General features: G+C 46.2%; 17 protein-coding genes. 14 read left to right on the top strand and 3 right to left on the bottom strand.

What is annotated here, in order from left to right; translation table 11 throughout:
- The first annotated feature begins 6 nt into the window (after positions 1–6).
- A complete protein-coding gene (gene nspC / locus FEM55_RS03975; RefSeq protein WP_138280000.1) occupies positions 7–1,164 on the top strand; it encodes a carboxynorspermidine decarboxylase in 1,158 nt (385 codons plus the stop codon).
- Positions 1,165–1,255: 91 nt separating this feature from the next.
- On the opposite strand, the gene FEM55_RS03970 is transcribed toward nspC, so the two are convergent.
- Positions 1,256–2,146, bottom strand: a complete 891-nt coding sequence (locus FEM55_RS03970; RefSeq protein WP_138279999.1) for a PIG-L deacetylase family protein — start codon at positions 2,144–2,146, stop codon at positions 1,256–1,258.
- A gap of 305 nt (positions 2,147–2,451) precedes the next feature.
- Between FEM55_RS03970 and pyrG the strand changes: the two genes are divergently transcribed.
- The 5 genes from pyrG (at position 2,452) to FEM55_RS03945 (ending at position 10,207) form a co-directional block, all read left to right on the top strand.
- Positions 2,452–4,116, top strand: a complete 1,665-nt coding sequence (gene pyrG, locus FEM55_RS03965) for a CTP synthase (RefSeq protein ID WP_138279998.1) — start codon at positions 2,452–2,454, stop codon at positions 4,114–4,116.
- A gap of 79 nt (positions 4,117–4,195) precedes the next feature.
- The gene (yidC, locus tag FEM55_RS03960) at positions 4,196–6,022 is read left to right on the top strand and encodes a membrane protein insertase YidC (protein WP_138279997.1); all 1,827 of its coding nucleotides are present in this window, start codon (positions 4,196–4,198) and stop codon (positions 6,020–6,022) included.
- Between the two features lie 122 nt (positions 6,023–6,144).
- Positions 6,145–7,860 (top strand): ABC transporter substrate-binding protein, encoded by a 1,716-nt coding sequence (locus tag FEM55_RS03955; protein ID WP_138279996.1) that lies wholly within the window; start codon positions 6,145–6,147, stop codon positions 7,858–7,860.
- A 19-nt stretch (positions 7,861–7,879) separates the two neighbouring features.
- Positions 7,880–9,175: a glutamate-1-semialdehyde 2,1-aminomutase gene (gene hemL / locus FEM55_RS03950; protein WP_138279995.1), complete on the top strand. Its 1,296-nt coding sequence runs from the start codon at positions 7,880–7,882 to the stop codon at positions 9,173–9,175.
- A 21-nt stretch (positions 9,176–9,196) separates the two neighbouring features.
- Positions 9,197–10,207 (top strand): glycosyltransferase family 2 protein, encoded by a 1,011-nt coding sequence (locus FEM55_RS03945; protein ID WP_138279994.1) that lies wholly within the window; start codon positions 9,197–9,199, stop codon positions 10,205–10,207.
- Positions 10,208–10,216: 9 nt separating this feature from the next.
- Here FEM55_RS03945 and FEM55_RS03940 read toward each other — a convergent pair whose 3' ends face one another.
- Positions 10,217–10,987, bottom strand: coding sequence for a class I SAM-dependent methyltransferase (locus FEM55_RS03940; protein ID WP_138279993.1), 771 nt, complete (start codon positions 10,985–10,987; stop codon positions 10,217–10,219).
- Positions 10,988–11,045: 58 nt separating this feature from the next.
- Here FEM55_RS03940 and FEM55_RS03935 point away from each other — a divergent pair, with 58 nt between their 5' ends.
- Complete coding sequence (locus FEM55_RS03935) at positions 11,046–11,429, top strand: hypothetical protein (protein WP_229209079.1); 384 nt, start codon at positions 11,046–11,048, stop codon at positions 11,427–11,429.
- Between the two features lie 26 nt (positions 11,430–11,455).
- Here the strand turns inward: FEM55_RS03935 and FEM55_RS24855 are convergent, their stop codons facing one another.
- Positions 11,456–11,608, bottom strand: coding sequence for a hypothetical protein (locus FEM55_RS24855; protein WP_166444435.1), 153 nt, complete (start codon positions 11,606–11,608; stop codon positions 11,456–11,458).
- A 222-nt stretch (positions 11,609–11,830) separates the two neighbouring features.
- On the opposite strand from FEM55_RS24855, the gene hisS reads away from it, so the two are divergent.
- The 7 genes from hisS (at position 11,831) to FEM55_RS03900 (ending at position 24,296) form a co-directional block, all read left to right on the top strand.
- Positions 11,831–13,201, top strand: coding sequence for a histidine--tRNA ligase (hisS, locus tag FEM55_RS03930; protein ID WP_138279992.1), 1,371 nt, complete (start codon positions 11,831–11,833; stop codon positions 13,199–13,201).
- 49 nt (positions 13,202–13,250) lie between these two features.
- Positions 13,251–14,114, top strand: a complete 864-nt coding sequence (hisG, locus tag FEM55_RS03925; RefSeq protein WP_138279991.1) for an ATP phosphoribosyltransferase — start codon at positions 13,251–13,253, stop codon at positions 14,112–14,114.
- A gap of 42 nt (positions 14,115–14,156) precedes the next feature.
- Positions 14,157–15,428 (top strand): histidinol dehydrogenase, encoded by a 1,272-nt coding sequence (hisD, locus tag FEM55_RS03920; protein WP_138279990.1) that lies wholly within the window; start codon positions 14,157–14,159, stop codon positions 15,426–15,428.
- A 63-nt stretch (positions 15,429–15,491) separates the two neighbouring features.
- Complete coding sequence (hisC, locus tag FEM55_RS03915) at positions 15,492–16,565, top strand: histidinol-phosphate transaminase (protein WP_138279989.1); 1,074 nt, start codon at positions 15,492–15,494, stop codon at positions 16,563–16,565.
- A 48-nt stretch (positions 16,566–16,613) separates the two neighbouring features.
- Entirely contained in the window at positions 16,614–17,135 is a 522-nt protein-coding gene (locus tag FEM55_RS03910; RefSeq protein WP_138279988.1) for a hypothetical protein, read from the top strand.
- A 221-nt stretch (positions 17,136–17,356) separates the two neighbouring features.
- Positions 17,357–20,683 (top strand): UvrD-helicase domain-containing protein, encoded by a 3,327-nt coding sequence (locus FEM55_RS03905; protein ID WP_138279987.1) that lies wholly within the window; start codon positions 17,357–17,359, stop codon positions 20,681–20,683.
- A 193-nt stretch (positions 20,684–20,876) separates the two neighbouring features.
- Positions 20,877–24,296: a response regulator gene (locus FEM55_RS03900; RefSeq protein WP_138279986.1), complete on the top strand. Its 3,420-nt coding sequence runs from the start codon at positions 20,877–20,879 to the stop codon at positions 24,294–24,296.
- Positions 24,297–24,298: the final 2 nt, after the last annotated feature.

Below are 24,298 nucleotides of genomic sequence, written 5' to 3'. Positions count from 1 at the left end.
ATTAAAATGCCCATCGACTATAGCCAAATACCATCGCCCTGTTTTGTTCTGGAAGAAGCTCTGCTGCGTAAAAACCTTCGCCTGATCGATTCGGTACAGCAAGCAGCCGGCTGTAAAATCATACTGGCATTAAAGGGTTTTTCCATGTTCAGTGCCTTTCCGATTGTAAGGGAATATCTGGAAGGCGCTACGGCAAGTTCGCTCAATGAAGTGAAGCTCATCAATGATTATATGGGTTGTCCGGCGCATACCTACATGCCGGCTTATCCGGAGCAGGAGTTTCAGGAAATCATGGAAAGGAGCAGCCATATTACATTCAATTCGTTAAGCCAGTGGGAAAGGTTCCGGGAACGGGTGGAAAATTTCAGATCGGCTAATCCCGGACACGAACTTTCATGCGGCATTCGCGTCAATCCGCAATACTCGGAAGTGGAAACGGATATGTACAATCCGTGTGTTCCGGGTTCAAGACTGGGCGTAACACGCGACAAGTTGCCCGACCAGCTTCCCGAAGGGATAGACGGAATCCATTTTCATACCTTGTGTGAAAACGGCTCGGATACGCTGGAAAGAACGCTTGCTGCACTGGAATCCAGATTTGGTGATCTGCTGAAACAGGCCAAATGGCTTAATATGGGCGGAGGACATCTGATGACGCGCAAAGGATATGATATCGACAAACTAATAAAGTTAGTTAGCAACATCAAAGCGAAGTATAATCTGGATGTCATCCTGGAACCGGGATCCGCCATTGCATGGCGTACAGGCGTGCTGGTTACAACTGTACTGGACGTTATGGACAGCCAGGGAATTGATGTCGCAATTATGGACAGCTCCTTTGCCGCACACATGCCGGACACACTTGAAATGCCGTACAAGCCCGTTATTTCCGGTGCATACCACGAGCCTGTTCAGGGAAAACCGACTTACAGAATCGGCGGGATGACCTGTCTGGCCGGTGACTTTATAGGTGATTATTCGTTTGACAAACCTTTAAATTCAGGCGATCTGATCATTTTTGAAGATATGATCCATTATACCATGGTAAAAACGACCACTTTTAACGGTGTCAATCTGCCTTCGATAGGGATCTGGAAGGAAAATCAGCAGTTTCAGTTGATCCGTTCCTACGGCTATGAAAGTTTCAAGGACCGGCTTTCGTGAAAAATTAGAATGTTTGTAATATTAAAAGCGCCCGGATAAATAGGTTAACCGGGCGCTTTTTTTGATTTAATAGGTTTATCAGGCTAAAAACTTATGGAATCATGGGAAAGAGCCTCTTGATTTCTTCTGTTGTCGGCTGCTTTCCATATTCACAGATTTCAAAAACTTCCACAAACCGGATCGCAGCCGCTTTGTCCGGGCCGTATAGTTTATCCAGCGAAAGCTTGATTTCAGGCGTTACAGAAGAGCGTTTTTCCGTTGCGGCAAGCAGCCATTTTTTCCTTTCTTCCAAACCTTTCGGTACATTTTCAAGATCCTGATTAGTCCATGGAAGCCATTCGTAAAATTGGGAAACGTGTGCATCAAGCCCTTCTACTTTTTTGGAAATGGCCTGCGTAATATCTACGGCAATGTCCGGGCGGAAAGGGTTCGGTCGCTGGAAACGGTCGCGGAAGTACAGGAAAACAGGATTTTTAGTCAGTGGAGGCGTACTGCTAACAATATTGGGCACAATTACTAAGTAAGCTGCATCCTGAACAATGACGCCGGTATTGCGGTGATCGGGATGATAATCGTTTGTGCGCGGTGCAATAACCAGATCCGCGTTCCATTCCCGTATCAAACGGATGACAGTCATGCGGTTTTCAAGCGTCGGTAGAAGTTCTCCGTCATGGTTGTCCAGCACGTCGTATTCAATTCCCCATCTGCGGGCTGCTTCTTTGGCTTCCTTCAGGCGACGGTTCGCCAGTTCGCCGCCGCCGATTTCCTGATGTCCCTTGTCGCCGTTTGTAAGCGAAACAAATTTTACCTTGTGGCCCATAGAAGAATAAATAGAAGCCACGCCGCCGGCGCCAAGGTCACAGTCATCGGGATGTGCACCGAAAACAATAATTCTTAAAGGATTGCCGGATTGCGGCTTGTTCGTCTGTGCAAAAACCAGGCAATTACACAGCAAGGAAAAGGTGAGGACAAGAATTTTCATCGGAAAGGAATTGAGATTAGGTTTAGAATTTTAATCCAGGCAGTATTTAACGGAAAAGACCGACACGAAGGATTTTTAATGCACCTGCAAAAGCTGTTTATGGCGTGATTGCAAGCTATCAAATACCGCAAAATAAGAATTAAACGGATAAAAGGCATTTTCAGCGCAAAAAATTAAACAGGCAATCTCCCAGAGCAACAACTCCTTAAAGTGCAAATTGTAAATATTTAAAGAAAGCCTGCTGAAGTTCTTCCGGATATCCTGTATCTTTGTATCCCGTAATCATAGAAAAAAAGCAACGTCTTATGGCTTCCAAAGCACGAAAGACCGCGAAGTACATTTTCGTTACGGGCGGTGTAACATCTTCACTTGGCAAGGGAATCATTGCCTCATCATTAGCTAAACTGCTGCAAGCCAGAGGGCTTTCTGTCACGATTCAAAAGTTTGATCCATATTTGAATGTCGATCCCGGCACCATGAATCCATACGAGCATGGCGAATGCTATGTAACGGACGACGGAGCCGAAACAGACCTGGATCTTGGCCACTACGAACGTTTCCTGAACGTTCGCACTTCGCAGGCCAACAACGTTACGACGGGCCGGATTTATCATAATGTCATTACCGCCGAGCGCCGCGGGGATTTTTTGGGAAAAACCGTTCAGATTGTTCCGCACATTACGGACGAACTGAAAAGGAATATGCTTTTGCTCGGCCAAACGGGTGATTACGACATTGTAATCACTGAAATAGGCGGTTGCGTAGGCGATATTGAATCACTGCCTTTTCTTGAAGCAGTTCGTCAGGTAAAATTTGAGATGGAAGAGCACGACACACTCGTGATCCATCTGACGTTGATTCCATATCTGAATTCTGCGGGTGAACTGAAAACCAAGCCGACACAGCATTCGGTGCGGATGCTGCAGGAAGCGGGTATCCAGCCGGATATCCTGGTTTGTCGCACCGAGCATCCTTTGCCTTACGATATCCGCAAGAAAATCGCCTTGTTCTGCAATGTTCAGGTGAATTCGGTGATTGAAGCCATGGACGCGGACACCATTTATGCCGTTCCGTTACTGATGCTGAAAGAAAGGCTGGATCAGCGCGCATTGTATATGCTGGATATTTACAACGACAAAGACGTGGATCTGGATGCATGGAAAATGTTTTTGTCCAGACTGAAAAATCCGATTGATTCAGTTCGCATCGGGCTTGTCGGAAAATATGTGGAATTGCATGACGCTTACAAATCCATTGTGGAATCATTTATTCATGCCGGTGCATCCAATGAATGCAAGGTAAGTATTGAATGGATCCATTCTGAAAACCTGACGGCGGAAAACGCGGTTGAAAAGCTGGAAAACCTGGACGGCGTACTCGTGGCACCCGGATTTGGAGAAAGAGGCATTGAAGGAAAGATTGCGGCTATCCAGTACGTACGTGAAAACAAGATTCCGTTTTTCGGGATATGCCTCGGCATGCAGATGGCCGTTATTGAATATGCACGCAATGTCATCGGCTGGGAAGGAGCGCATTCCATGGAAATGGACACCAATACGGATCATCCGGTTATCCATTTGATGGAAGATCAGAAGGATATTTCCAACAAAGGCGGAACGATGCGTCTGGGTGCTTATCCGTGCAGGATCAAAAAGGATTCGCTGGCAAGCCATATTTACGGTAAAACCAATATCAGCGAACGCCACCGTCACCGCTACGAATTCAACAACAAATACTTGAAGGACTTTGAAGAGAAAGGTTTGCTGGCCACCGGTATCAATCCCGATAACAACCTGGTAGAAATGGTCGAACTGCCGGGACATCCGTTCTATGTCGGCGTTCAGTTTCACCCTGAACTGAAAAGCACTGTGATGAACCCGCATCCGCTTTTTGTACATTTCGTCAGTGCCGCATTGACTTATTCTCAGGAAAAAAGATCCGTAGAGGCTTTAAACACATCAATGCATTAAGCTAAAAAGGGCAATAAGGAAAATCTTATTACCTTTGCCGTCCCGTTCGGGTAAACTGTTTCAACAATTGTAGTAAATAATGGATAAAAATTTTATAATCGGCTTAGTGCTTATTATGCTAATGCTGATAGGCTATCAGATACTGGTTCCGAAACCTGTGGAACCAACACCTGTAGCACAAGTTAAACAAAACAACTCAAAAGCTTCTGTTACTTCATCAACAGTTCCGGACTCCGTCAGATCAGGTTCCAGAATAGCCGATTCAGCCGCTGTGACGCAGGAAACGCCCAAGGATCTGACCATCGAGACGCAGGATACCCGAATCGTTTTTTCCAATAAAGGCGGTATCATGAAAGAGGTGATGTTAAAGAAATACAAAACCTTTGACCACAAACCGCTGTATCTGATCGCCGAAAACCATAACCGGTTCCGTATCGATTTTCCGACACAAACCGGCGATGTAAGGCTTACAGATCGTTTTTTTACAACTGATTCCAAAGATCAGGTGCTGGCTGAAAAAGATTCGGCCATCGTTACGTACCGTATCGATCTGAAAAATAACCAGTATGTGGAACAAACTTATGTTGTGCACGGAAGCGGTTATGTTATTGATTACGGAATAAAAAGCAATGGAATCGGTCTCGGCGACAAATCGGTGCAGTTTGACTGGAACAATGATCTGCTTCAGCTGGAAAACGACATGCACAAAAACCGCGAGGTGGTGACGATCAATTACTTTACGGACGATCTGCAAAGCCTTCCGACCAGCCCGACGGCCAATGAAGAAGCCAAAGCTGCCGAGCCGGTAAAATGGTTTACGATCAAGCACAAGTATTTTCTTGCGGGTCTGATTGCCCAAAAGCATCCGTTCAGCGACGTTGCCATGCGTGCGGACGTGAACCCGAACGATTCGACTATTGTAAAAACAATGAACGTTGCGGCAAACATCCCGATGTCAGCAATCCAGAAAGGGGAGGCGAACTACCAGTTTTTCCTGGGCCCGAACGATTATCATCTTGTCGATAAAGTACAGGCCGAGAATTTTGATCAGAATGTCTATTTGGGCTATGCCTTTCTGAAACCGATCAACAAGTTTTTCCTCGTGCCGCTGTTTAATTTTCTGGAGAAGTTTGTCAGCAATTACGGTATTCTGATCATTCTGCTTGTGTTGTTTGTCAAAACGCTGCTTACACCGCTTACTTACAAGTCGTACATCAGCATGGCCAAAATGAAATTGCTTGCGCCGGAACTGGAACAGATTCGTCAGCAGAACCCGGACGACATGGCCAAGCAGCAGCAGGATCAGATGAAATTGTATCAGCAGGTCGGCGTAAGTCCGCTGAGTGGCTGTATTCCGGTGCTGGCTACGATGCCGATCCTCTTTTCGCTGTTTTTCCTGTTTCCGAATCTGATAGAACTGAGGCAGCAGTCATTCCTTTGGGCAAGTGATTTGTCAACGTATGATTCGTTCATCAAGCTACCGTTTACAGTTCCTTTCGGGGTCGGAAATCACATCAGTCTTTTTACAGTTATGATGACGGCTTCCAGCATCGGTTATGCGTACTATAACAACCAGATTACGCCAACCCAGCCCGGACCGGTCAATATGAAAGTGCTTGGCTACATCATGCCGTTGATGTTCATGTTTGTACTGAATTCATTTCCGGCAGGTCTTACATTTTATTATTTCGTTTCCAATGTTGTTACCATTGCGCAACAGCTGCTTATTAAAAAGTTTGTAAACGAAGACAAGATCCGGAACATTCTGGAAGAGAACCGCAAGAAGAACGCGAACGGAGAAAAGAAACAGACCAAATTTCAGAAGTACCTTGAAAAATCGTTGCAGGCTGCCGAAGAAGCTAAAAAGAAGCAGGCTGAACTCGAGAAACGTACCAAAAAGAAATAATTGTTTTATTACTTCGTAGTATATAAAGGGCAATGTTTCCGCAAGGAAGTATTGCCCGTTTTTTTCTCTTTAAACGGTTTTTGTAATTTGACCGGTCAAAATAATCTTAACCCGCTATATTGATGAGAGTTATATTTTTTTTGATGCTGATAACCGTTTGCAGTTTCTGTCATGTAACGAACGCTCAGAACATTGCACAAACTGAAAGCAGGTATAAGTCGGCAGTAGATGATTATAAGCATGAAAAATATGCCGCTGCGATGGAGAAACTTTCTCCGTTGACAAACCCTAATCTGAAAACACCTTATTCCACTTACTCGCAATATTATTACGCTCTTTCTGCATATCAGCTGAAACAGTATCCGGAAAGCAAGCAAATGCTCCTGCAGCTGCTGAGTTCGTATCCCGGCTGGAACAGGATCAATGACGTGTATTATCTGCTTGGCACGATTGCGTTCGAAAACGGCCGTTACAAGGAAGGTCTGGATTATCTTCTGAAAATCAAGGATTCTGCCTTCAATAAAGATGTTGCAGCTTTAAAGCAGCTTCATCTTGAAAATATCAGTGATATAGCCATTCTGAAAGATCTGCACAGGCAATATGCTTCCGATCGTGAAATTGCACGGGCCCTGAGCATGGCTATTGAAAATAACCCGTCGGCAACGCAGTCGGATAAGCTCCTGGACGAGCAGCTTCAGAAGCAGTTCAAGTTCAGTAAAAAGGAGAAAGTGGCCGTTACAGAAGAAACGGGCAAACGAAGCACGCCCAGGTCTGAAGGCAAGTGGACCAAAGGATATCTGGATGTTTCCGTATTGCTGCCGTTCCGGCTGGATGAATTCAATACGGCCAAACGCCGTTCAAACCAGTTTGCATACGATTATTATCTGGGTATGGAAATGGCCAGAGAGCTGCTTGCTACAGAAGGAATTCAGGTCAATATCTGGGCTTATGATGTTGTGAATGATGCCAGGTCTATGAAAACCATTGTGGATAACAAAAATTTCCAGCTATCCGACCTGGTTGTAGGCCCGCTGTATTCTGAAACGTTTAATGTTACTTCCGAATTTGTCAACCGCTCCGGAATGGTCATGCTGAATCCGCTTTCTACCGACGGCAATCTGATCAAATCCGCAACCGGCATTTACCTTGCACATCCTTCTGTCACATTTCAGACGCAAAAAGCAGTACAATGGATCAAGACACAGTCCTCAGGCTTGTCGGCAGCTGTTTATTACGGAAGTACGGCAAAAGATTCAGCTATGGCATTTTCCTATGTTGCGGAATGGACGGGCAAAGGCGGCAAAGTGCTGGAAATGATTAAAATCCAGCCTGACCGGGAATGGCTGGAAAGCAGTATTCTGATTGCAGAGTCGATGAAACCGGCGCATGTTGCCCTGTTTACTTCGGACGGTGGAACGGGAACAATGGTCATGGAAGTGCTTAAAAGTCGTAAACTTTCCAGTATTCCGGTGCTTGCAACTTCAACCAGTTTTAATCAGCAGGAATCAAGGCTTTCGAAATACGGTTCCAGACTGTTCCTAATCAATGCGGATTATGTGGATCGGGAAAAGGAAAGTATCCGTCAGTTCCAGAAAGATTATTTTGCCAGAAACAACACATTTCCATCCGTATATTCTTATCAGGGCTATGATCAGCTGCTGTATTTTGCCAGAATGCTGCATACTTACAAGGACAAGTTCAGCAGCGGACTGCGCTCCGGCAGAAACAGCGGGCAGGAATACCTGCTTTCCGGCTTCGATTATTCCAGGTCCAATGAAAACCAGATTACGCCTGTAATAAAATTCAACGGTTCCAAATGGGTTCCGATAGACAGGTAAAATTAACTGAATCAACGAAATGAATACTTTAACCAGTCAGCAGCTTTTTGAGAAAGCACAGCATTATATTCCGGGTGGCGTTAATTCGCCTGTACGCGCATTCCGGGCAGTAGGAGGTTCTCCGGTTTTTATCAAATCGGCAAAAGGCCCTTACATTTACGATGAAGACGGCAACGAATACATTGAACTGATCAATTCCTGGGGCCCGATGATTCTCGGCCATGCGCATGAACTGATTCAGAAAGCGGTTCAGGACGCGATTCAGCATTCATTTTCTTTCGGTGCGCCAACGCGCCGCGAAGTGGAAATGGCCGAGCAGATCGTGAGCATGGTTCCTTCCATTGAAAAAGTACGTATGGTGAATTCCGGGACGGAGGCCACGATGTCGGCCATCCGGGTAGCAAGAGGATTTACAGGACGTGACAAAATCATCAAGTTTGAAGGCTGCTATCACGGGCATGGCGACAGCTTTCTGATCGCTGCCGGGAGCGGAGCCGTTACGTTTGGTACGCCGGACAGTCCGGGCGTAACCAGAGGCGTTGCCAATGACACGTTGACCGCACCCTATAATGATCTGAATGCCGTTCAGCAGCTTGTTGACGCGAATAAAAACCATATAGCAGCACTGATCCTGGAACCCGTCGTAGGAAACATGGGCTGCGTACTTCCGGAAGAAGGATTTTTGCAGGGCTTGCGCAAAATCTGTGACGAAGAAGGAATCGTTCTTATTCTGGATGAAGTAATGACCGGCTTTCGATTATCCAAAGGCGGAGCGCAGGAAAGATTCGGAATAACGCCGGACTTGACAACGCTGGGGAAAATAATCGGCGGAGGGATGCCCGTAGGCGCTTATGGCGGCAAAGCCGAAATCATGAACTGGGTTTCCCCGGCAGGACCTGTCTATCAGGCAGGAACGCTTTCCGGAAATCCGATTGCGATGGCCGCCGGTCTGGCCATGCTGAATTACCTGAACGAACATCCGGAAGTTTATACAAGACTGGAAGAAGCCGGAAAAAGACTGGCTTCAGGTTTCAGAACGTCCATGCAAAAACTGGGTCTGAACTATACCCTCAACCAGATCGGCTCCATGTACACGCTGTTTTTCACCGATCAGCCGGTAACCGATTTTTCTGCTGCCAAGTCCTCCGATCTGATCCTCTTCGGGAAATATTTCCATGCCATGCTGAACAAAGGCATTTACATGGGACCGTCGCAGTTTGAAAGCATGTTCCTGTCAACAGCATTGACCGACGGTCATATCGACACCATTGTCAGTGCCAATGAAGAATCCCTTAAAGAAATCCTGAGTATCTAAGCACCAAATCAGCAGTAATCAATGCGCAAATATTCCGTCATCATTCCGGTTTACAATCGTCCCGATGAATTGCAGGAGTTGCTGGAATGTTTGGCATTGCAGACTTACAGGAACTTTGAGGTAATCATCATTGAAGACGGTTCCAGAATAAAGTGTGACGAAGTTGTCAGAAATTTCCAGAACAAGCTTGACATACGGTATTATTACAAAGAAAACGGCGGTCAGGGTTTTGCAAGAAATCACGGTTTTGAAAGAGCTTCCGGCGATTACTTTATTTTGCTGGATTCCGATGCACTGATCGAGCCGGACTATTTGCAAATCGTCGAAAACAAGCTGAACAAAAGTTACGTAGATCTTTACGGCGGTCCGGATACGGATCATCCGTCATTTACGCCTGTACAAAAGGCCATCAGTTATTCCATGACTTCCGTCTTTACAACAGGCGGAATTCGAGGTAAAAAAAACAATATGGGCGGAACTTTTCATCCGAGAAGCTTCAATATGGGGCTTTCCAGAAAAGTCTGGGAACGCACAAACGGTTTTCTGACGAGCAGAATGGGAGAGGATATTCTGTTCAGCATTGGCGCCATACGCATGGGATTTAAATCCGAACTGATTTCGGAAGCGTTCATTTATCACAAAAGAAGAACAAAGTTTATCCCGTTTTTCAAACAGCTGAAATTTTTCGGACGGGCCAGAATCAACATTGCCCGATTTTATCCCGATGAACTGAAACTGGTGCATACATTTCCGTTGCTTTTTACACTCGGCGTATGCAGCCTTCCGCTGTGGCTGCTGATTTTCAAACCTTTTTTTTATGCCGGAATCAGTGCGCTCGGTTTATATGTATTGTTACTGTTTATAGATGCATTGAGAAAAACCGAAAGTACGAAAGTGGCATTGCTGAGCATAGCAGCCGCCTTTGTTCAGCTTTTTGGTTACGGTACCGGCTTTTTGCAGGAAGGCTGGAAAAGAATATGGGAAAAAAAGACGCACCGCGAAACCGGAGCGTCCATCGAATATCCATCCTGAAACAATATCTTACTTCTCACAGAAATAAACAATCTCTTCCGACGGCAAGGCATAGCGTTCCACTTCCTCCCTTGAAAGTTCGTCCATTACAAAACGATCTTCTTTCACACGAAAACCGCCTTTTTCCAGTTCACGGCCATAATTTCTTCCAAACAGCCTTAAATGGTCATTCTGCAGAAAGTGCTTTTCCCTTTCGCGCGGATCCGTAATGGAGGCATCTTCGTAAGTAACCGCATATTTCATATCCTGCGGTGATTGGATCAGCGCCCATCCGCCGGGTTTGAGCACACGATGCAGTTCGCTCATGGCCAGAATGTAATCGTCTACATGTTCCATAACGTGATTACAGAAAGCAACGTCAAACGTATTGTCTGGAAACGGAATCCGGTGAATATCCATTTTCACCTTGGCAAGCGGCGATTCGATGTCGGCCGTGATGTAATCCAGATTTTTCATCTGCTCGAACCGGTCAATAAAGCAGTATTCCGGCGCTACGTGCAGCACTTTCAGCTTTGCAGTAAAGAAGTTGGTTTTCCTTTTCAGGTACAGTCCCATCAGCCGGTGACGTTCGAGGGAAAGGCAGTGCGGGCAGAGGGCATTTTCACGGCTGGATGTATTACGTCCATATGGAAGAAATTTCCGGTATTTGCTCTCGCAGACAGGACATTCCACATTATTTCCCGTGTAAAACAAACCAAGCATACGCGCAACCCAGTGTCCGGTAAGCTGCAGATAAGGACGCGGAATAAATCTTAATACCAAACTTATAATGGACTTCATTCAATCTATTGAGTAAAAATTAATAATTTTAGGATCATAACAAGGAAAAGATGACTAAATGATCCCATCCATTGATCCAAAACCACCCGGAAAAAGGCTGATTAAAAAAATGTCTACACGCACCAAATGGATGATTCTCGCTCCATGCGGTTTGCTGCTGTTCAGTTTTGGCCTTACAGTACTCAGCGAAGCTACGCATCAGCGTCGGATCGGTGAGCCGGCACAGGTTTGGGTTGTGCTGGGATTGTACAGCCTTGTGCTCATCAACGGCGGACTGGTTATGTTCAGCGAAGCACTACGCTTCAGGATTTTGCTGGACGTCCGCCGGGAAGCACGCCGCAGCATGCGTCAGTTATTACGAAAAGTAAACACCAAATCCTCAGGGAAATCCAAGTCCGGTAAAAAGCAAAAAGCCCTACCAAAACAGATTGACAGGGACTAGTTGAATAACATTCCGGAGAGGCTTGCTTATTTTTTATTAGCTTCAAACTGAGCCTTTATTGCCTCAACATCAACGTTGCGTACTTCTGGTTTGCGTAAAAGATCTTTAATTTTCGCTGTGCGATTATTTGCTACTGCCTTGTTTCTGCGACCTTTACGTTTTAATTCCGTAACTCCCATTGTAAAATATTGTTTTGTGAAAGAGCCGCAAAATTAATCATTTCCGCGTAAATAATGCAGATAATAATCACAAATATTGCATTGCCTGCCTAACTTTACGGTTTCTATGGCGTGTTCGCCATTCTTTTCAGGCTGACATACGCCGGCAAAAGCCTGATGTTTTTGTTAGTACATTCAGGCACGCCGCAGCAATGATGCAGCGCATATTTGACAGTATATATAATGAGTAAACCATCCCTTGCCCGCGGAACCCGAGATTTCGGTCCCGAACAGATGGCAAAACGTACTTTTATTTTTGATACGATCCGGCGCGCTTTCCAGCGTTACGGATTTCTCCCGCTGGAAACGCCTGCTTTCGAAAACCTGTCCGTTCTGATGGGCAAATACGGCGAGGAAGGCGATCAGCTTTTGTTTAAAATACTGAACTCGGGCGATTTTAGCGGCAAGTTGACAGACCCCGACTGGAACGAAGGTTATAAGGCATTAACCGGTAAAATCTCGGAAAAAGGGCTTCGGTATGACCTTACGGTTCCCTTTGCACGTTATGTAGTCATGAACCGCGGAACGCTTGCCATGCCTTTCAAAAGATACCAGATCCAGCCTGTATGGCGTGCAGACAGACCGCAGAAAGGACGTTACCGCGAATTTTACCAATGCGATGCAGATGTGGTTGGAACCGATTCGCTGCTTTGTGAAGCGGAAATCGTTATGCTGTTGCACGATATTTTGCCTGCGCTTGGAATTGAAGATTTTACGATAAAAATAAATAATCGTAAAATCCTGACCGGCATTGCCGATATGATCGGTGCGCACGGAATGGAAGGACCGCTTTGTGTTGCTATTGACAAACTGGATAAAATAGGAAAGGAGAAAGTGGAAGAAGAACTGATCCAGCGCGGTTTTACCAGCGAAAGCATTTTAAAACTGGAACCTGTTTTCAGCCTTTCGGACGGCACTGCGCCTTTTAAAGAATTAAAAAACTGGCTTTCCGGTTCTGAAATTGCCATGAAAGGAATTGACGAGCTGGAAACGGTATGGAAGCTGGTGAAAACGCTCGGACTGGAAAATGCAAGAATCCAGTTTGATGTTACGCTTGCACGAGGACTTTCCTATTATACCGGTGCCATATTCGAAGTGAAAGCCAATAACGTTCAGATCGGAAGTATTTCAGGCGGAGGCCGTTACGACAATCTGACGGGTACTTTCGGGGTGCCGGGCATCTCGGGCGTCGGCATTTCCCTGGGCGTTGACCGGATCTATGACGTGATGGAAGAACTGAACCTTTTTCCGGAAAGCCGGAAAACCAGCACGCAGGTGATGATTTCCAATTTTGATGAAGAAGCGTTTTTGTACGGTTTGTCTGTTTTGCCGAAGCTGAGAAATGCCGGGATCAATGCAGAAATTTATCCGGATTCGGTAAAACTGAAAAAGCAGCTGGATTATGCCGACCGCAAGAATATTCCGTTCGTGATCCTGATTGGTTCGGATGAAATTCAATCGGGCCTGCTGACACTGAAAAACATGAAAAGCGGCGAACAGCAAAAACGGAATGCATCCGACATCATTGCGTTGCTGACTGCCGAACGTTCCTGATTTTTTTCCTGACAATTGACCCAAAAGCCGTTTACAGAAGTATAACTATATGAATAATAATACGTTAAGAATTGCCATACAAAAATCGGGAAGATTAAGCGAAGATTCCCTGAAACTGATCAAGGAATGCGGCATCCGTTTCGATAACGGGGCCGGAAAACTGAAAACCGACGCCACCAACTTTCCTGCCGAAATCCTTTTTCTGCGCGATGACGATATACCCGGATACGTTGAAGACGGCGTGGCGCATCTCGGGATTGTCGGTGAAAATGTTTCCGAAGAATCCTCGAGAAATGTGGATACGGTTCATAAACTGGGTTTTTCCAAATGCCGGCTTTCCATCGGCGTGCTTCGGGAGCACGATTATACCGGCGTGCAGGATCTGGAAGGAAAAAGCATTGCAACCACTTATCCGCGGTTACTGGGTCAGTATTTAAAGGCAAACAACGTTTCTGCACAAATCCATGAAATCAGCGGATCGGTGGAAATTGCACCGAGCATCGGGCTTGCGGATGCCGTTTGTGACATTGTGAGTTCGGGCAGCACGCTGCTGAGCAACGGTTTGAAGGAAGTGGAAACCATTTTCCGCTCCGAAGCCGTTATGATTGCAAGCAAGCAGCTTTCGGAGGTTCAGCAAAATCTGCTGGATCAGCTGTTGTTCCGCATCAAATCGGTTCAGGTTGCCAAAAACAATAAATACATTCTGCTGAACTGCCCGACGGAAGCTGTTGAAAATATCATTAAATACCTTCCCGGAATGCGTTCCCCGACTGTTCTGCCGCTGGCAACAGAAGGCTGGTGCTCACTGCATTCGGTAATCAATGAAAATGAATTCTGGGAAAATATTGAAAAGATCCGGCAGGCCGGTGCGGAAGGCATACTGGTGATACCGATTGAGAAAATGATTTTGTAATATGCATGAGGCTGTCCGCCGGATGCATTTGACTGCTATTTTATGAATATAATTTCATTTCCTGAAAAAGAACAATGGCCTGCATTACTGGCAAGGCCTGTTTTTGAAGCAAAGGATATTGAAGAAAAAGTACTTCCCATTCTTGCGCAGGTGAAAGAACAGGGCGACGAGGGAATCAGGATCCTGGCCCGGAAATTTGATCAGACCGAACTTTCGGACCTTGCGTTTTCAGAAGCGGAAATGGCGGCGGCAGAAGAAAAACTGGATCATGAGCTGAAAGAAGCCATTCATCAGGCTTACCGGAATATATATGCATTTCACAAAACACAGCTTCAGCCTTCCGAAAAAATTGAAACCATGCCCGGCGTCACATGCTGGCGGCGCAGTGTGGGAATTGAGAAAGTCGGGATTTACATTCCCGGCGGATCAGCGCCATTGTTCAGTACCGTACTGATGCTCGGCATTCCGGCACAGATTGCCGGCTGCCGGGAAGTTGTGCTTTGTACGCCTTCGGATCATCCTGCGATTCTTTACGCAGCCAAACTGGTCGGTGTTACCAAAGCGTTCCGGATCGGCGGTGCGCAGGCGGTTGCCGCCATGGCTTACGGAACCGAAAGCGTACCGAAAGTGTACAAGATTTTCGGTCCCGGGAACCAGTATGTGACCACGGCCAAAATGCTGATCAGCAAGGAAGGCATTGCCATTGATATGCCAGCCGGCCCGTCGGAAGTAGCCGTTTATGCAGACGATACCGCCGTTCCTGATTTTGTGGCAGCCGATCTGTTGTCACAGGCGGAGCACGGACCGGACAGTCAGGTTATTCTGGTTTCCGAAAGTTTGACTTTGCTTGAGTCTGTCAATACCGCTTTGCAGTCGCAGCTTGAAAAACTGCCAAGAAAAGAACTGGCCGCGCGCTCCATTGCAAACAGCAAAGCCATTCTGGTGCGGTCACAAGAAGAAGCCATTCTGCTTCTGAATCGGTATGCGGCGGAACATTTGATTTTGAGCATACAAAATGCAGAAGCGGTTTCCGAGAAAATCATCAATGCAGGTTCTATTTTTCTGGGCAATTATACGCCCGAATCCTGCGGTGATTATGCTTCCGGAACCAACCATACATTGCCTACAAACGGCTATGCAAAAGCATACAGCGGCGTTTCTGTGGATAGTTTTGTGAAAAAAATCACTGTTCAGAGCATTACGGAACAAGGGATCAGAAACATTGGACCGACCGTGCAGGCCATGGCCGCAGCAGAATCGCTGGACGCACATAAAATGGCCGTAAGTATCAGACTGGAAAGCTTGCTGCAGTAATTTCCAGACCATTAATTAGCATCATCTATTTAAAAGGGTTTTCAGCAAACGCCCGTTTACAGCATGAGTAATACATTTGAATTAAATAAAATTCTTCGTCCGCACATCTTGTCGCTTGCGCCATATTCTTCTGCCAGAGATGAATACACGGGGCATGTCGGTGTTTTTCTGGATGCCAATGAAAATCCGTACGGCTCGGTTACTCTGGAGAATTTCAACCGTTACCCCGATCCGCACCAGCATGACATCAAACAGAAGCTGGCTCCGTTGAAAAACATTGGAACGGAAAGGATCTTTCTCGGAAACGGAAGTGACGAACCCATTGATCTGCTGACGCGCGCAGTCTGCACGCCCGGGAAAGATCACGTGATCATCATGCCGCCTACGTACGGAATGTATGAAGTAAGTGCTTCCATTCATGATGTTGAAGTGGACAAAGTATTACTGACCACTGATTATCAGATTAATGTAAAAGCCGTACTGGACGCTGTTACCCCGGATACCAAGATCATCTGGATATGCTCGCCCAATAACCCGACGGGAAATGTCATGCAGCAGGAAGCCATTGAATCCATTCTCGTAAATTTCAACGGTTTAGTCGTTGTGGATGAAGCTTATATTGATTTTACCGAAACGCCGTCGTGGATTCAGCATCTGGATCAGTACCCGAACCTAGTTGTTCTTCAGACCTTTTCCAAGGCATGGGGACTGGCCGGAATCCGGGTCGGAATGTGCTTTGCATCTGTTGAACTGATCCGTATTCTGAACAAGATCAAACCGCCTTACAATATCAGTCAGCCCGCGCAGCAAGCCTTGCTGGAAGGATTGCAGTCCGTTGATAAAAAAGACCGTATGGTTGCCGACATCCTTAAAGAAAGGACCTCTTTGTGTAACATGTTGGAAAATCTAGCGTTGGTGATAAAAGTATATCCGTCGGACGCCAATTTTCTGCTGGTTCAATTTGAAGATGCAAAGGCCGTAATGGATTATCTGATTCAGGAAACCATCATTGTAAGGGACCGTTCCCGAGTACAACTTTGTGAGGGATGCCTCAGAGTTACAATCGGTACGCAGGAAGAAAACACGACCCTGATTGAATCTTTAAAAAAATACCAGCAGAAGAATGTTGCTGTCTAGTACGGTTTTTATAATAGCTCTAACCAACTAATTTTACCTGTTACTGATATGAAGAAACTAGCCTTGACATTTATTTGTACACTTTATTTTGGATTGGCACAAGCGCAGTATGATAATTGGGCCGTCGGTTTCAAGCTTGGGGAACCGACCGGTATAAATATCCGCAAATACTTCAATAACATTCATGCGCTGGATATTACCGTCGGAACGTACGGCGGAATCTTGTCCAATGACCGCAAGTACAGAGGGGATGAAGGAATTTACAAAAATGCCGGCGTTTCTCTTCAGGTGCATTATTTATGGCATACGCCGCTGTTCAATTCCGAGGCAGTTCATGTTTATTACGGCTTGGGCGGGCAGATCAACAGCCGCAGGTCGTATCCGAAACGCCTGCTCGGGAATTATGAAAAAAATATATCGCTCGGCGGCTCTGCCATCGGCGGGTTTGAATATTATATTCCGGACAACCGCATTTCGGTATTTATCGAGGCCGGAACTTATCTTGAGTTGCTGCCGAGGCCGTTTTATCTGAGTCCTAATTTTTCGGGCGGAATCCGGTTTAATCTGTAATAAGCCCGGATCAGCAGCTTTCAGCATTTGGCATCAGGCTGCGGGAAAGATAAATTTCTAATTATGAGTAATTTGTAAAGCAAATCACCGCAACAGGTTTCAGGTAATTACTTATTTCCATTTACTGATCAGAAAAAAGCAGGTTTGTGCCTGCTTTTTTTATGTAAATTGATCTGTCGTTCGTTTACTATATTTATAGTACTTTCCAATTTTCAGCAAAAGTGTTTAAAGTCTACAGTTCATCAGCGGGGTCGGGGAAGACGTACACGCTTACCAAAGAATATCTAAAGCTCGCATTACATTCCAACTCAGAAACGTATTTCAGGCATATACTGGCTGTGACATTCACCAATGCAGCGGCCAATGAAATGAAAGACCGTATTTTACTGATGCTGCGAACGTTTGCCGGGTCTTTTGATACCGATGTCCCGCCGCATCCCATGCTGAAAGAAGTAGTAACGGAAATGTATCCGGATGCAATCCACGACCCGGCGCTGTTTTCAGGCGCATGCCAGCTCATTGCGGGCCGGGCTCATCAGGTTTTCCGACAGATTCTGCATCGTTATTCCGACTTTTCGGTGATGACGATTGACAAGTTTACGCAGCGGTTGATCAGCAGTTTTACGGACGAACTCGGTATTCCTTTTATTTTTGAAACCCAGCTTGACGGTGAGCTGCTGGATCAGGCGGTGGACCGGTTACTGGCCAGAATAGGGCAGGAAGGCGAAGAAATCCTGACGGGTATCGTTGAAAAATATTACCGTGAAAGCGCAGATGAAGGAAAAAGCTGGGGCGCACTGCCCATGCAGATCCGTGAGACTTCCGGTACGCTGCTGAGCGAGCAAAGCTACATGCATATGAAACGTGTGGCGGATCTCAAAATGGAAGACTGGGTTGCGATCCGGAACCAGATGCGTGCATTCGTGCGCGAAAGAGAAGCTGCGGTTGTCAGCCATTCCAAAGAAGCATTTGGGCTGATTCAGTCCGCTTTTCTGACGGAGAAAGATTTTCATCAGGGCGGAAGAGGCATTTACGGCTATTTCCGTGAACGTTCTGAAGAGAAGAAGATCTGGGCGGAACCGAATTCCTACGTGTACAAAACAATTGGAGAAGGAACCTGGTATGGCGCTAAAACGGCCGTACTGATCAAGGATTCCATTGAGCAGATCCGGACGGAACTTGAAAATCATTTTCATCGGATCGAGAACATCCGGCTCACAGAATCTGAAAAGATCATGCTTTTCAGCCAGCTCGACAGGCACATTTATAATCTTTCGTTGCTGGGTGAAATCCGCAAGGAATTTGACGCACTTCTGAAACAGAATAATCAGGTCCATATTTCTGATTTTAACCGGAAAATCGTGGAAATTGTGTCGCGCGAACCGGTGCCCTTCATTTTTGAAAGGCTTGGAGAACGATATAATCACATTCTGGTTGATGAATTTCAGGATACTTCCAAACTGCAGTTTGCCAATCTGCTTCCGTTAATGGAAAATGCGCTGGGCAGCGGTTACTTCAACCTCATTGTTGGTGATGCCAAACAATCCATTTACCGTTTTCGTGGCGGAGACATGGACCTGATCCTGCACATGGCCCAAAGCCAGGTGATGCAGATTGCCGAGTTGCTTGGAAGCGACAGTTATAATTCTGTAAGATTATGGAGCCTTGACAATTACCTGGAGATCAGTCATTTAAAAGTTAATTACAGAAGCAGCCGGGAAATTACCGATTTTAACAATAAATTCTTTGAGTTTATAGCCAATACGACAGGCAATGAATTTCCGTTGGTTAAAGACGTTTATGACCATAATTTTCAGCAGGAAATTCCGGAACATGCAAAAGGTGGCGGACATGTTGAAGTCGAATTCCTGAACATGCATGAAGAAAGCGACGAAATTTCCGAAGGGGAAATTGCCAAGGATGCCATGATCCTGCGCGCTCTGGAGCTGGTTTCCGGGCTGCGGCAGCAAGGTTACTTCTGGCGCGACATCGCCATTCTCTGCCGCAAGAAAAACGAAGCCGCTGCACTTGCCAATGCCATGAAAGAAGCAGGATTTCCGCTGATTTCGGATGATGCATTGCTGCTGAGCTATTCGCGATCCGTGCATTTCATCATTTCTTTCATGAAAGTCCTGCATACTTCCGACAACCGGCTGGCACGTTACGAAGCGGCTTATCTTTTTCATCATGTAGTCCGCCGTGAAAATCCGGCTGCGTCTGAATACGAGCAGATCCGGATTTTATGTGAAGAACGCGGGCTGGATTCTTTTCTTGGTTATTTCAAAAGGTGGAACATCGTTCTTCCTTCGTTCCGGATGCGGCAGCTTTCGGTATTCGAGCTGAGCGAGCAGCTTATGCAGCGCTTTGGTTTGTTCAAAAACCAGTATGAAAATGAATATTTGTTCCGTTTTCTGGATGTTGTACTGGAATACGGAAACCGGAAAAGCAATCATCTCGGAGATTTTCTGATTCACTGGGAAACGGCGCGGCACAAGCTGTCGATAACCATTCCTGCGGAAACAGATGCCATGCGGATTACAACCATACACAAGTCAAAAGGACTGGAATATCCCGTTGTCATTGTTCCGTACGCACACTGGAAAGTTACACCGAATGCCAGGCTCGATAAAATATGGCTTGATCTGAACGGTATCCGCTATGATGAACTGGTTTTGAAGGATCAGCCGTCCTACTCGGACAAAAGGCTGCGCAGCTCGCTGGTTTCCGTGGTTAAGGATCTTGAAAGTACTTCTGTTTCAGCACAGTATCAGGACGAGCGCACTAGAACGCTGGTAGAAAACCTGAATCTCTTGTACGTTGCATTTACAAGGCCGGTGCAGCGGCTGTATGTGTTGGCCAAAAGTGAAAAGAAGTGGGATGCGGGCCAGCAGGTGAGCAACTGGCTGCATGAGTATGTTCATACGCAGGATTTCAAATCGGAGTGGAGCGTGAACGAAACAAAATACATTGTTTCACAAGGTGACAGCAATCCGCGGCATGCCCATGTTAAAACAGATTCCAAACCTTTCATCGTCAAAGATATCCTGAGCAGCGACCGTACGGAATCGTTGCGCCTGCGCCGCATGGCCGACCGCATTTTCGACGTGCATACCTTTGAGCAGAAGCATGACCGGCTGCAAAAGATCAGACATCTGGTAACCCGTTTGAAGTCCGTTTCCGAGTTGCCGCAGGCTTTGGAAAAGCTGGTCAGCGAAGGAATGTTTACAAAATCGGAAAGCGGACAGATTACAGAACAGGCCTATGCCTTGCTGAGCGATCCATTGCTGCAGGGTTTGTACAGCGACGAGAATAAGATTCAGACAGACACGCAGTTACTCGTACCCGGCGGAAAGTTATTACATATAGACCGGGTCGTTCAACGCCCGGATGGCGAATTTGTTTTTATGACGTTTATCGGAGGAAGCAGTTCGGAAGAGCCGAAAAGGCACTTGAAAAAGCTCATCAAAACCTACGAAAATGCCGGCAAGAAATCCCGGGGCGTATTGATAACCCTCGAAGACGAGTCAATTGAGTGGATTGAAGGATAGCTAACTGCATTATGCATACAATAATATAAAGTAATTTTAGTGTATGTCGAATTAAATTTATTAAACGTGCAACCAAAACTTAAAATTTTTAACAAAGATGTGTCGAATTTAAGCTAGTAATGAAAAATTTTTTGTGATATTCACAATTTAATTTCTGTTATAATCAAATTCATTCAGCTACTTTCGAACCTTTATGCGCCTTACATTTCAGCGACAAGTCCTGTTCGGCATCTCGTTTTCGATCATTCTGGTCTTTATTGTGGGGCTTACTTCCTACAATGCCATCCGGATGCAGCAGGAAAATGCCGGATGGGTCAATCACACCAAACAGGTTATTCTCGTTTCCACTTCGGTCAGAAACCTTTTGCTGAAAGCTGAATCCAATGTGCGTGGTTTTACGATAACGCGCAATCCGACTTTCGAATACAATTATAAGACGGCCTCCGAGCAAATCTGGTCGCAACTGGATATACTGCGCAATCTGGTCAGCGATAACCGCCTGCAGGCCAGCAGAATCGATTCGCTGATGCCGCTGATGCAATCGCGTATTCAGACGATGAATGTTCAGTATGAACTGGTCAAGACGGGCAGTTACTCGGAGGATACGATCAAATCCCTGATCCTGAAAGGCAAAGACTTGTCGTCGCAAATTGATTTTTATTTCAGGCGGGTGGAAAACCTTGAAGAAGGGCTGCTTACCGAACGCGAGCAGAATGCATTGACAAGCTCCAATGAAGCCAAGCAATACATTGTTTTCGGAACGCTGATTTTTTTACTGGTCGTGTTTATGCTGTATTATCTGGTTAAGAAAACCTATAACGCACAGATAATTTCCGAGCAGAATGCACTTAAAGCCAATGAATTACTGGAAGAGCTTGCCTGTGAAGATCAGGAAAAGAACTGGATTCTCAACGCTGCGGTACAACTTTCGGAAGCAATCCGGGGTGAACCCACACCGAATGAACTGTCAAAAAACCTGTTGTCCAAGCTGGTCAGCGTTTCGGATGCCGCTGTGGGTACCATGTACCTGGTGAACCAGACAGGCGAAATTCTCAAACTTTCTGCCAGCTACGGTATAAGTGAGCCTCTTGCTGAAATCATACCTATGGGCAATGGCATGCTCGGGCAGCTTGCTGCGGATAAAACCAGTATAAAAAGGCTGGAAGTTGCACCGGGTTATTTTAAAATCCAGAGCGGTACGGGAAGTACCGAGCCAGGAATTGTATTTGTGAAAACCTTTATTTTCGAGGATTTTGTGACGGCCGTTGTCGAAATCGGGTTTCTGAACAACCCGGGAGCAAAGTTGGCCAAACTGCTCGAAATGATTTCAGACAATGTTGCCGTGGCCATTATGGCCTCCAAAGCGAGGCTCATGACCAATGAACTGCTTGAAAAAACACAGCTTCAGGCCGAAGAACTGGAAAGCCAGCAGGAAGAACTGCGGGTTACGAATGAAGAACTTACCCGTCAGTCGTCTTTGCTTCAGGTTTCGGAAGAGGAACTCCGCATCCAGCAGGAAGAACTGAAACAGACCAATACGGAACTGAAGGAAAAAGCGTTCATGCTTGAAGAACAGAAAAGAACTATTGAGGAAGCACGCGATCAGATTCAGCTGAAGGCGGATGAACTGGAAAAGAGCGGCCGCTTTAAAAGTGAGTTCCTGGCCAATATGAGCCACGAGCTGCGTACGCCGCTGAACAGCATTCTGATTTTATCCCGGATTCTGAGCGAAAACAAAGAGGCGCGACTGAGCAATGATGAACAGCGTTACGCTTCGGTAATTTTCAATTCCGGCAACGATCTTCTTACACTGATCAATGATATTCTGGATCTGGCGAAAGTGGAATCCGGAAAAATCGAGCTGGTTTATGAGCAGATAAAAACCGAACTGCTGCTTTCGGAGGTAAGAAATACATTTCAGAAAGTAGCGGAAAACAAAGGTCTTGTTTTGAAGATAGAGAAAGATGCTTCCTGCCCTGAAACGATTTATGTAGATCAGGTACGGTTACTGCAGATCCTGAGAAACCTGCTTTCCAACGCCATCAAATTTACTTCATCGCCGGGAACCGTTTCCCTGACCATCAGCCGGAAAGAAAATGACCTGTATTTCAAAGTAGCCGACACCGGCATCGGGATTCCTGCCGACAAACAGCAATCGATCTTCGAAGCATTCCAGCAGGCCGATGGTTCCACAAGCCGGAAATACGGCGGTACCGGATTGGGTTTGTCCATCAGCCGCGAACTGACCAACTTGTTTAAAGGCTCCATTTCCCTGGTCAGCGAACCCGAAAAGGGCTCCGAATTTACGCTGAGAATTCCCGTTCAGAATGGATCGGATAACTCGGAAGCTGTTGCAGAACCTGTAAAATCCATGGAATCAGCGCCTGTAAGTATGGCAGCAATAAAACCGTCAAATGGAAAAACAAACCGATTGCTGCTGATCGAGGACGATGAAATTTTTGCCGCCGATATGTCCGCCAAAGCACGCGATTTCGGTTTTGAAGTGCAGGTTGCAAACAACGGAAAAGATGCGCTTGCCATGGCCTCAAGCTTTAAACCGACTGCCATTATTCTGGATATGCACTTGCCGGATATGACCGGTGATGAAGTGCTTCAGAAGTTGAAAGCTGATCCAGATACCAGATCCATTCCGGTACATACCGTTTCTGCCGGCGAATATTTCAATGCGGATATGCTGAAAGGCGGTGCCGTTGGATTCATGCAAAAACCCGTTGATCAGAAGTCAGCAGAAAGTATATTCGGTCTGCTGAAACTGGAAGGGAAAAATACAGACAAGCAACGCATCCTGCTGATTGAAGATGACGCTTACCAGAGCAAATATCTCGGCGATTTTCTTGCCGAAAACAACATTTTTGTGCTTTATGCCTACTCCGGAAAGGAAGCATTGGCGATACTGAACCGCGAACTTGTAGACGGAATCATTCTGGATATCAGGCTTTCGGATATGAACGGGCTGGACCTGCTTGATCAGATCAAGAAAAAAACGGAATGGAACAGCCTGCCCGTGGTTGTCAATACGGCGGAGGACCTGACGCAGACCGATCTGAACCGCGTGCTCAAGTACGCGCATTCGGTGGTGATGAAAACCAAAAAATCGAACGAACGTCTGCTCGATGAAGTAAAGCTGTTTCTCAAAAAAATAAAGCCTGCCGAAGCTGCAGAAGAGACCAGAAAAAAACCGTTCAGCAATCCGGTGGTGCATGCAGAAAATGTATTTGTAGGCAAAAGGATTTTGCTGGCTGATGATGACATGCGGAATATCTTTGCATTGAGTGCGGTTCTGGAAGATTCCGGGTTCAATATTGAAATTGCCACAAATGGCCGGGAAGCCATTCAGAAACTGGAAGAAACAGACAACATCGATCTGGTGCTTATGGATGTGATGATGCCTGAAATGGACGGGATCGAGGCTACCCGGACCATCCGCCAGATGAACCGTTGGCCCGATCTGCCGATTATTGCAGTGACTGCCAAAGCCATGCAGGGCGACCGGGAGCAATGCCTGGCAGCCGGAGCCAATGATTACATTTCCAAACCCGTGGACATTGACAAGCTGTTATCGTTGATTAAAGTATGGTTACATTCTGCCTGACA

Source organism: Dyadobacter sediminis, assembly GCF_005860765.1.
Lineage (GTDB): Bacteria > Bacteroidota > Bacteroidia > Cytophagales > Spirosomataceae > Dyadobacter > Dyadobacter sediminis.
The sequence above is the reverse complement of the archived record's forward strand: the minus strand, read 5'-3'. Positions and strand labels throughout refer to the sequence as shown.

Coding starts and splice junctions, on each gene's coding strand:
- nspC (WP_138280000.1), top strand. CDS start 7: ATGCCCATCGACTATAGCCAAATACCATCGCCCTGTTTTGTTCTGGAA.
- FEM55_RS03970 (WP_138279999.1), bottom strand. CDS start 2,146: ATGAAAATTCTTGTCCTCACCTTTTCCTTGCTGTGTAATTGCCTGGTT.
- pyrG (WP_138279998.1), top strand. CDS start 2,452: ATGGCTTCCAAAGCACGAAAGACCGCGAAGTACATTTTCGTTACGGGC.
- yidC (WP_138279997.1), top strand. CDS start 4,196: ATGGATAAAAATTTTATAATCGGCTTAGTGCTTATTATGCTAATGCTG.
- FEM55_RS03955 (WP_138279996.1), top strand. CDS start 6,145: ATGAGAGTTATATTTTTTTTGATGCTGATAACCGTTTGCAGTTTCTGT.
- hemL (WP_138279995.1), top strand. CDS start 7,880: ATGAATACTTTAACCAGTCAGCAGCTTTTTGAGAAAGCACAGCATTAT.
- FEM55_RS03945 (WP_138279994.1), top strand. CDS start 9,197: ATGCGCAAATATTCCGTCATCATTCCGGTTTACAATCGTCCCGATGAA.
- FEM55_RS03940 (WP_138279993.1), bottom strand. CDS start 10,987: ATGAAGTCCATTATAAGTTTGGTATTAAGATTTATTCCGCGTCCTTAT.
- FEM55_RS03935 (WP_229209079.1), top strand. CDS start 11,046: ATGATCCCATCCATTGATCCAAAACCACCCGGAAAAAGGCTGATTAAA.
- FEM55_RS24855 (WP_166444435.1), bottom strand. CDS start 11,608: ATGGGAGTTACGGAATTAAAACGTAAAGGTCGCAGAAACAAGGCAGTA.
- hisS (WP_138279992.1), top strand. CDS start 11,831: ATGAGTAAACCATCCCTTGCCCGCGGAACCCGAGATTTCGGTCCCGAA.
- hisG (WP_138279991.1), top strand. CDS start 13,251: ATGAATAATAATACGTTAAGAATTGCCATACAAAAATCGGGAAGATTA.
- hisD (WP_138279990.1), top strand. CDS start 14,157: ATGAATATAATTTCATTTCCTGAAAAAGAACAATGGCCTGCATTACTG.
- hisC (WP_138279989.1), top strand. CDS start 15,492: ATGAGTAATACATTTGAATTAAATAAAATTCTTCGTCCGCACATCTTG.
- FEM55_RS03910 (WP_138279988.1), top strand. CDS start 16,614: ATGAAGAAACTAGCCTTGACATTTATTTGTACACTTTATTTTGGATTG.
- FEM55_RS03900 (WP_138279986.1), top strand. CDS start 20,877: ATGCGCCTTACATTTCAGCGACAAGTCCTGTTCGGCATCTCGTTTTCG.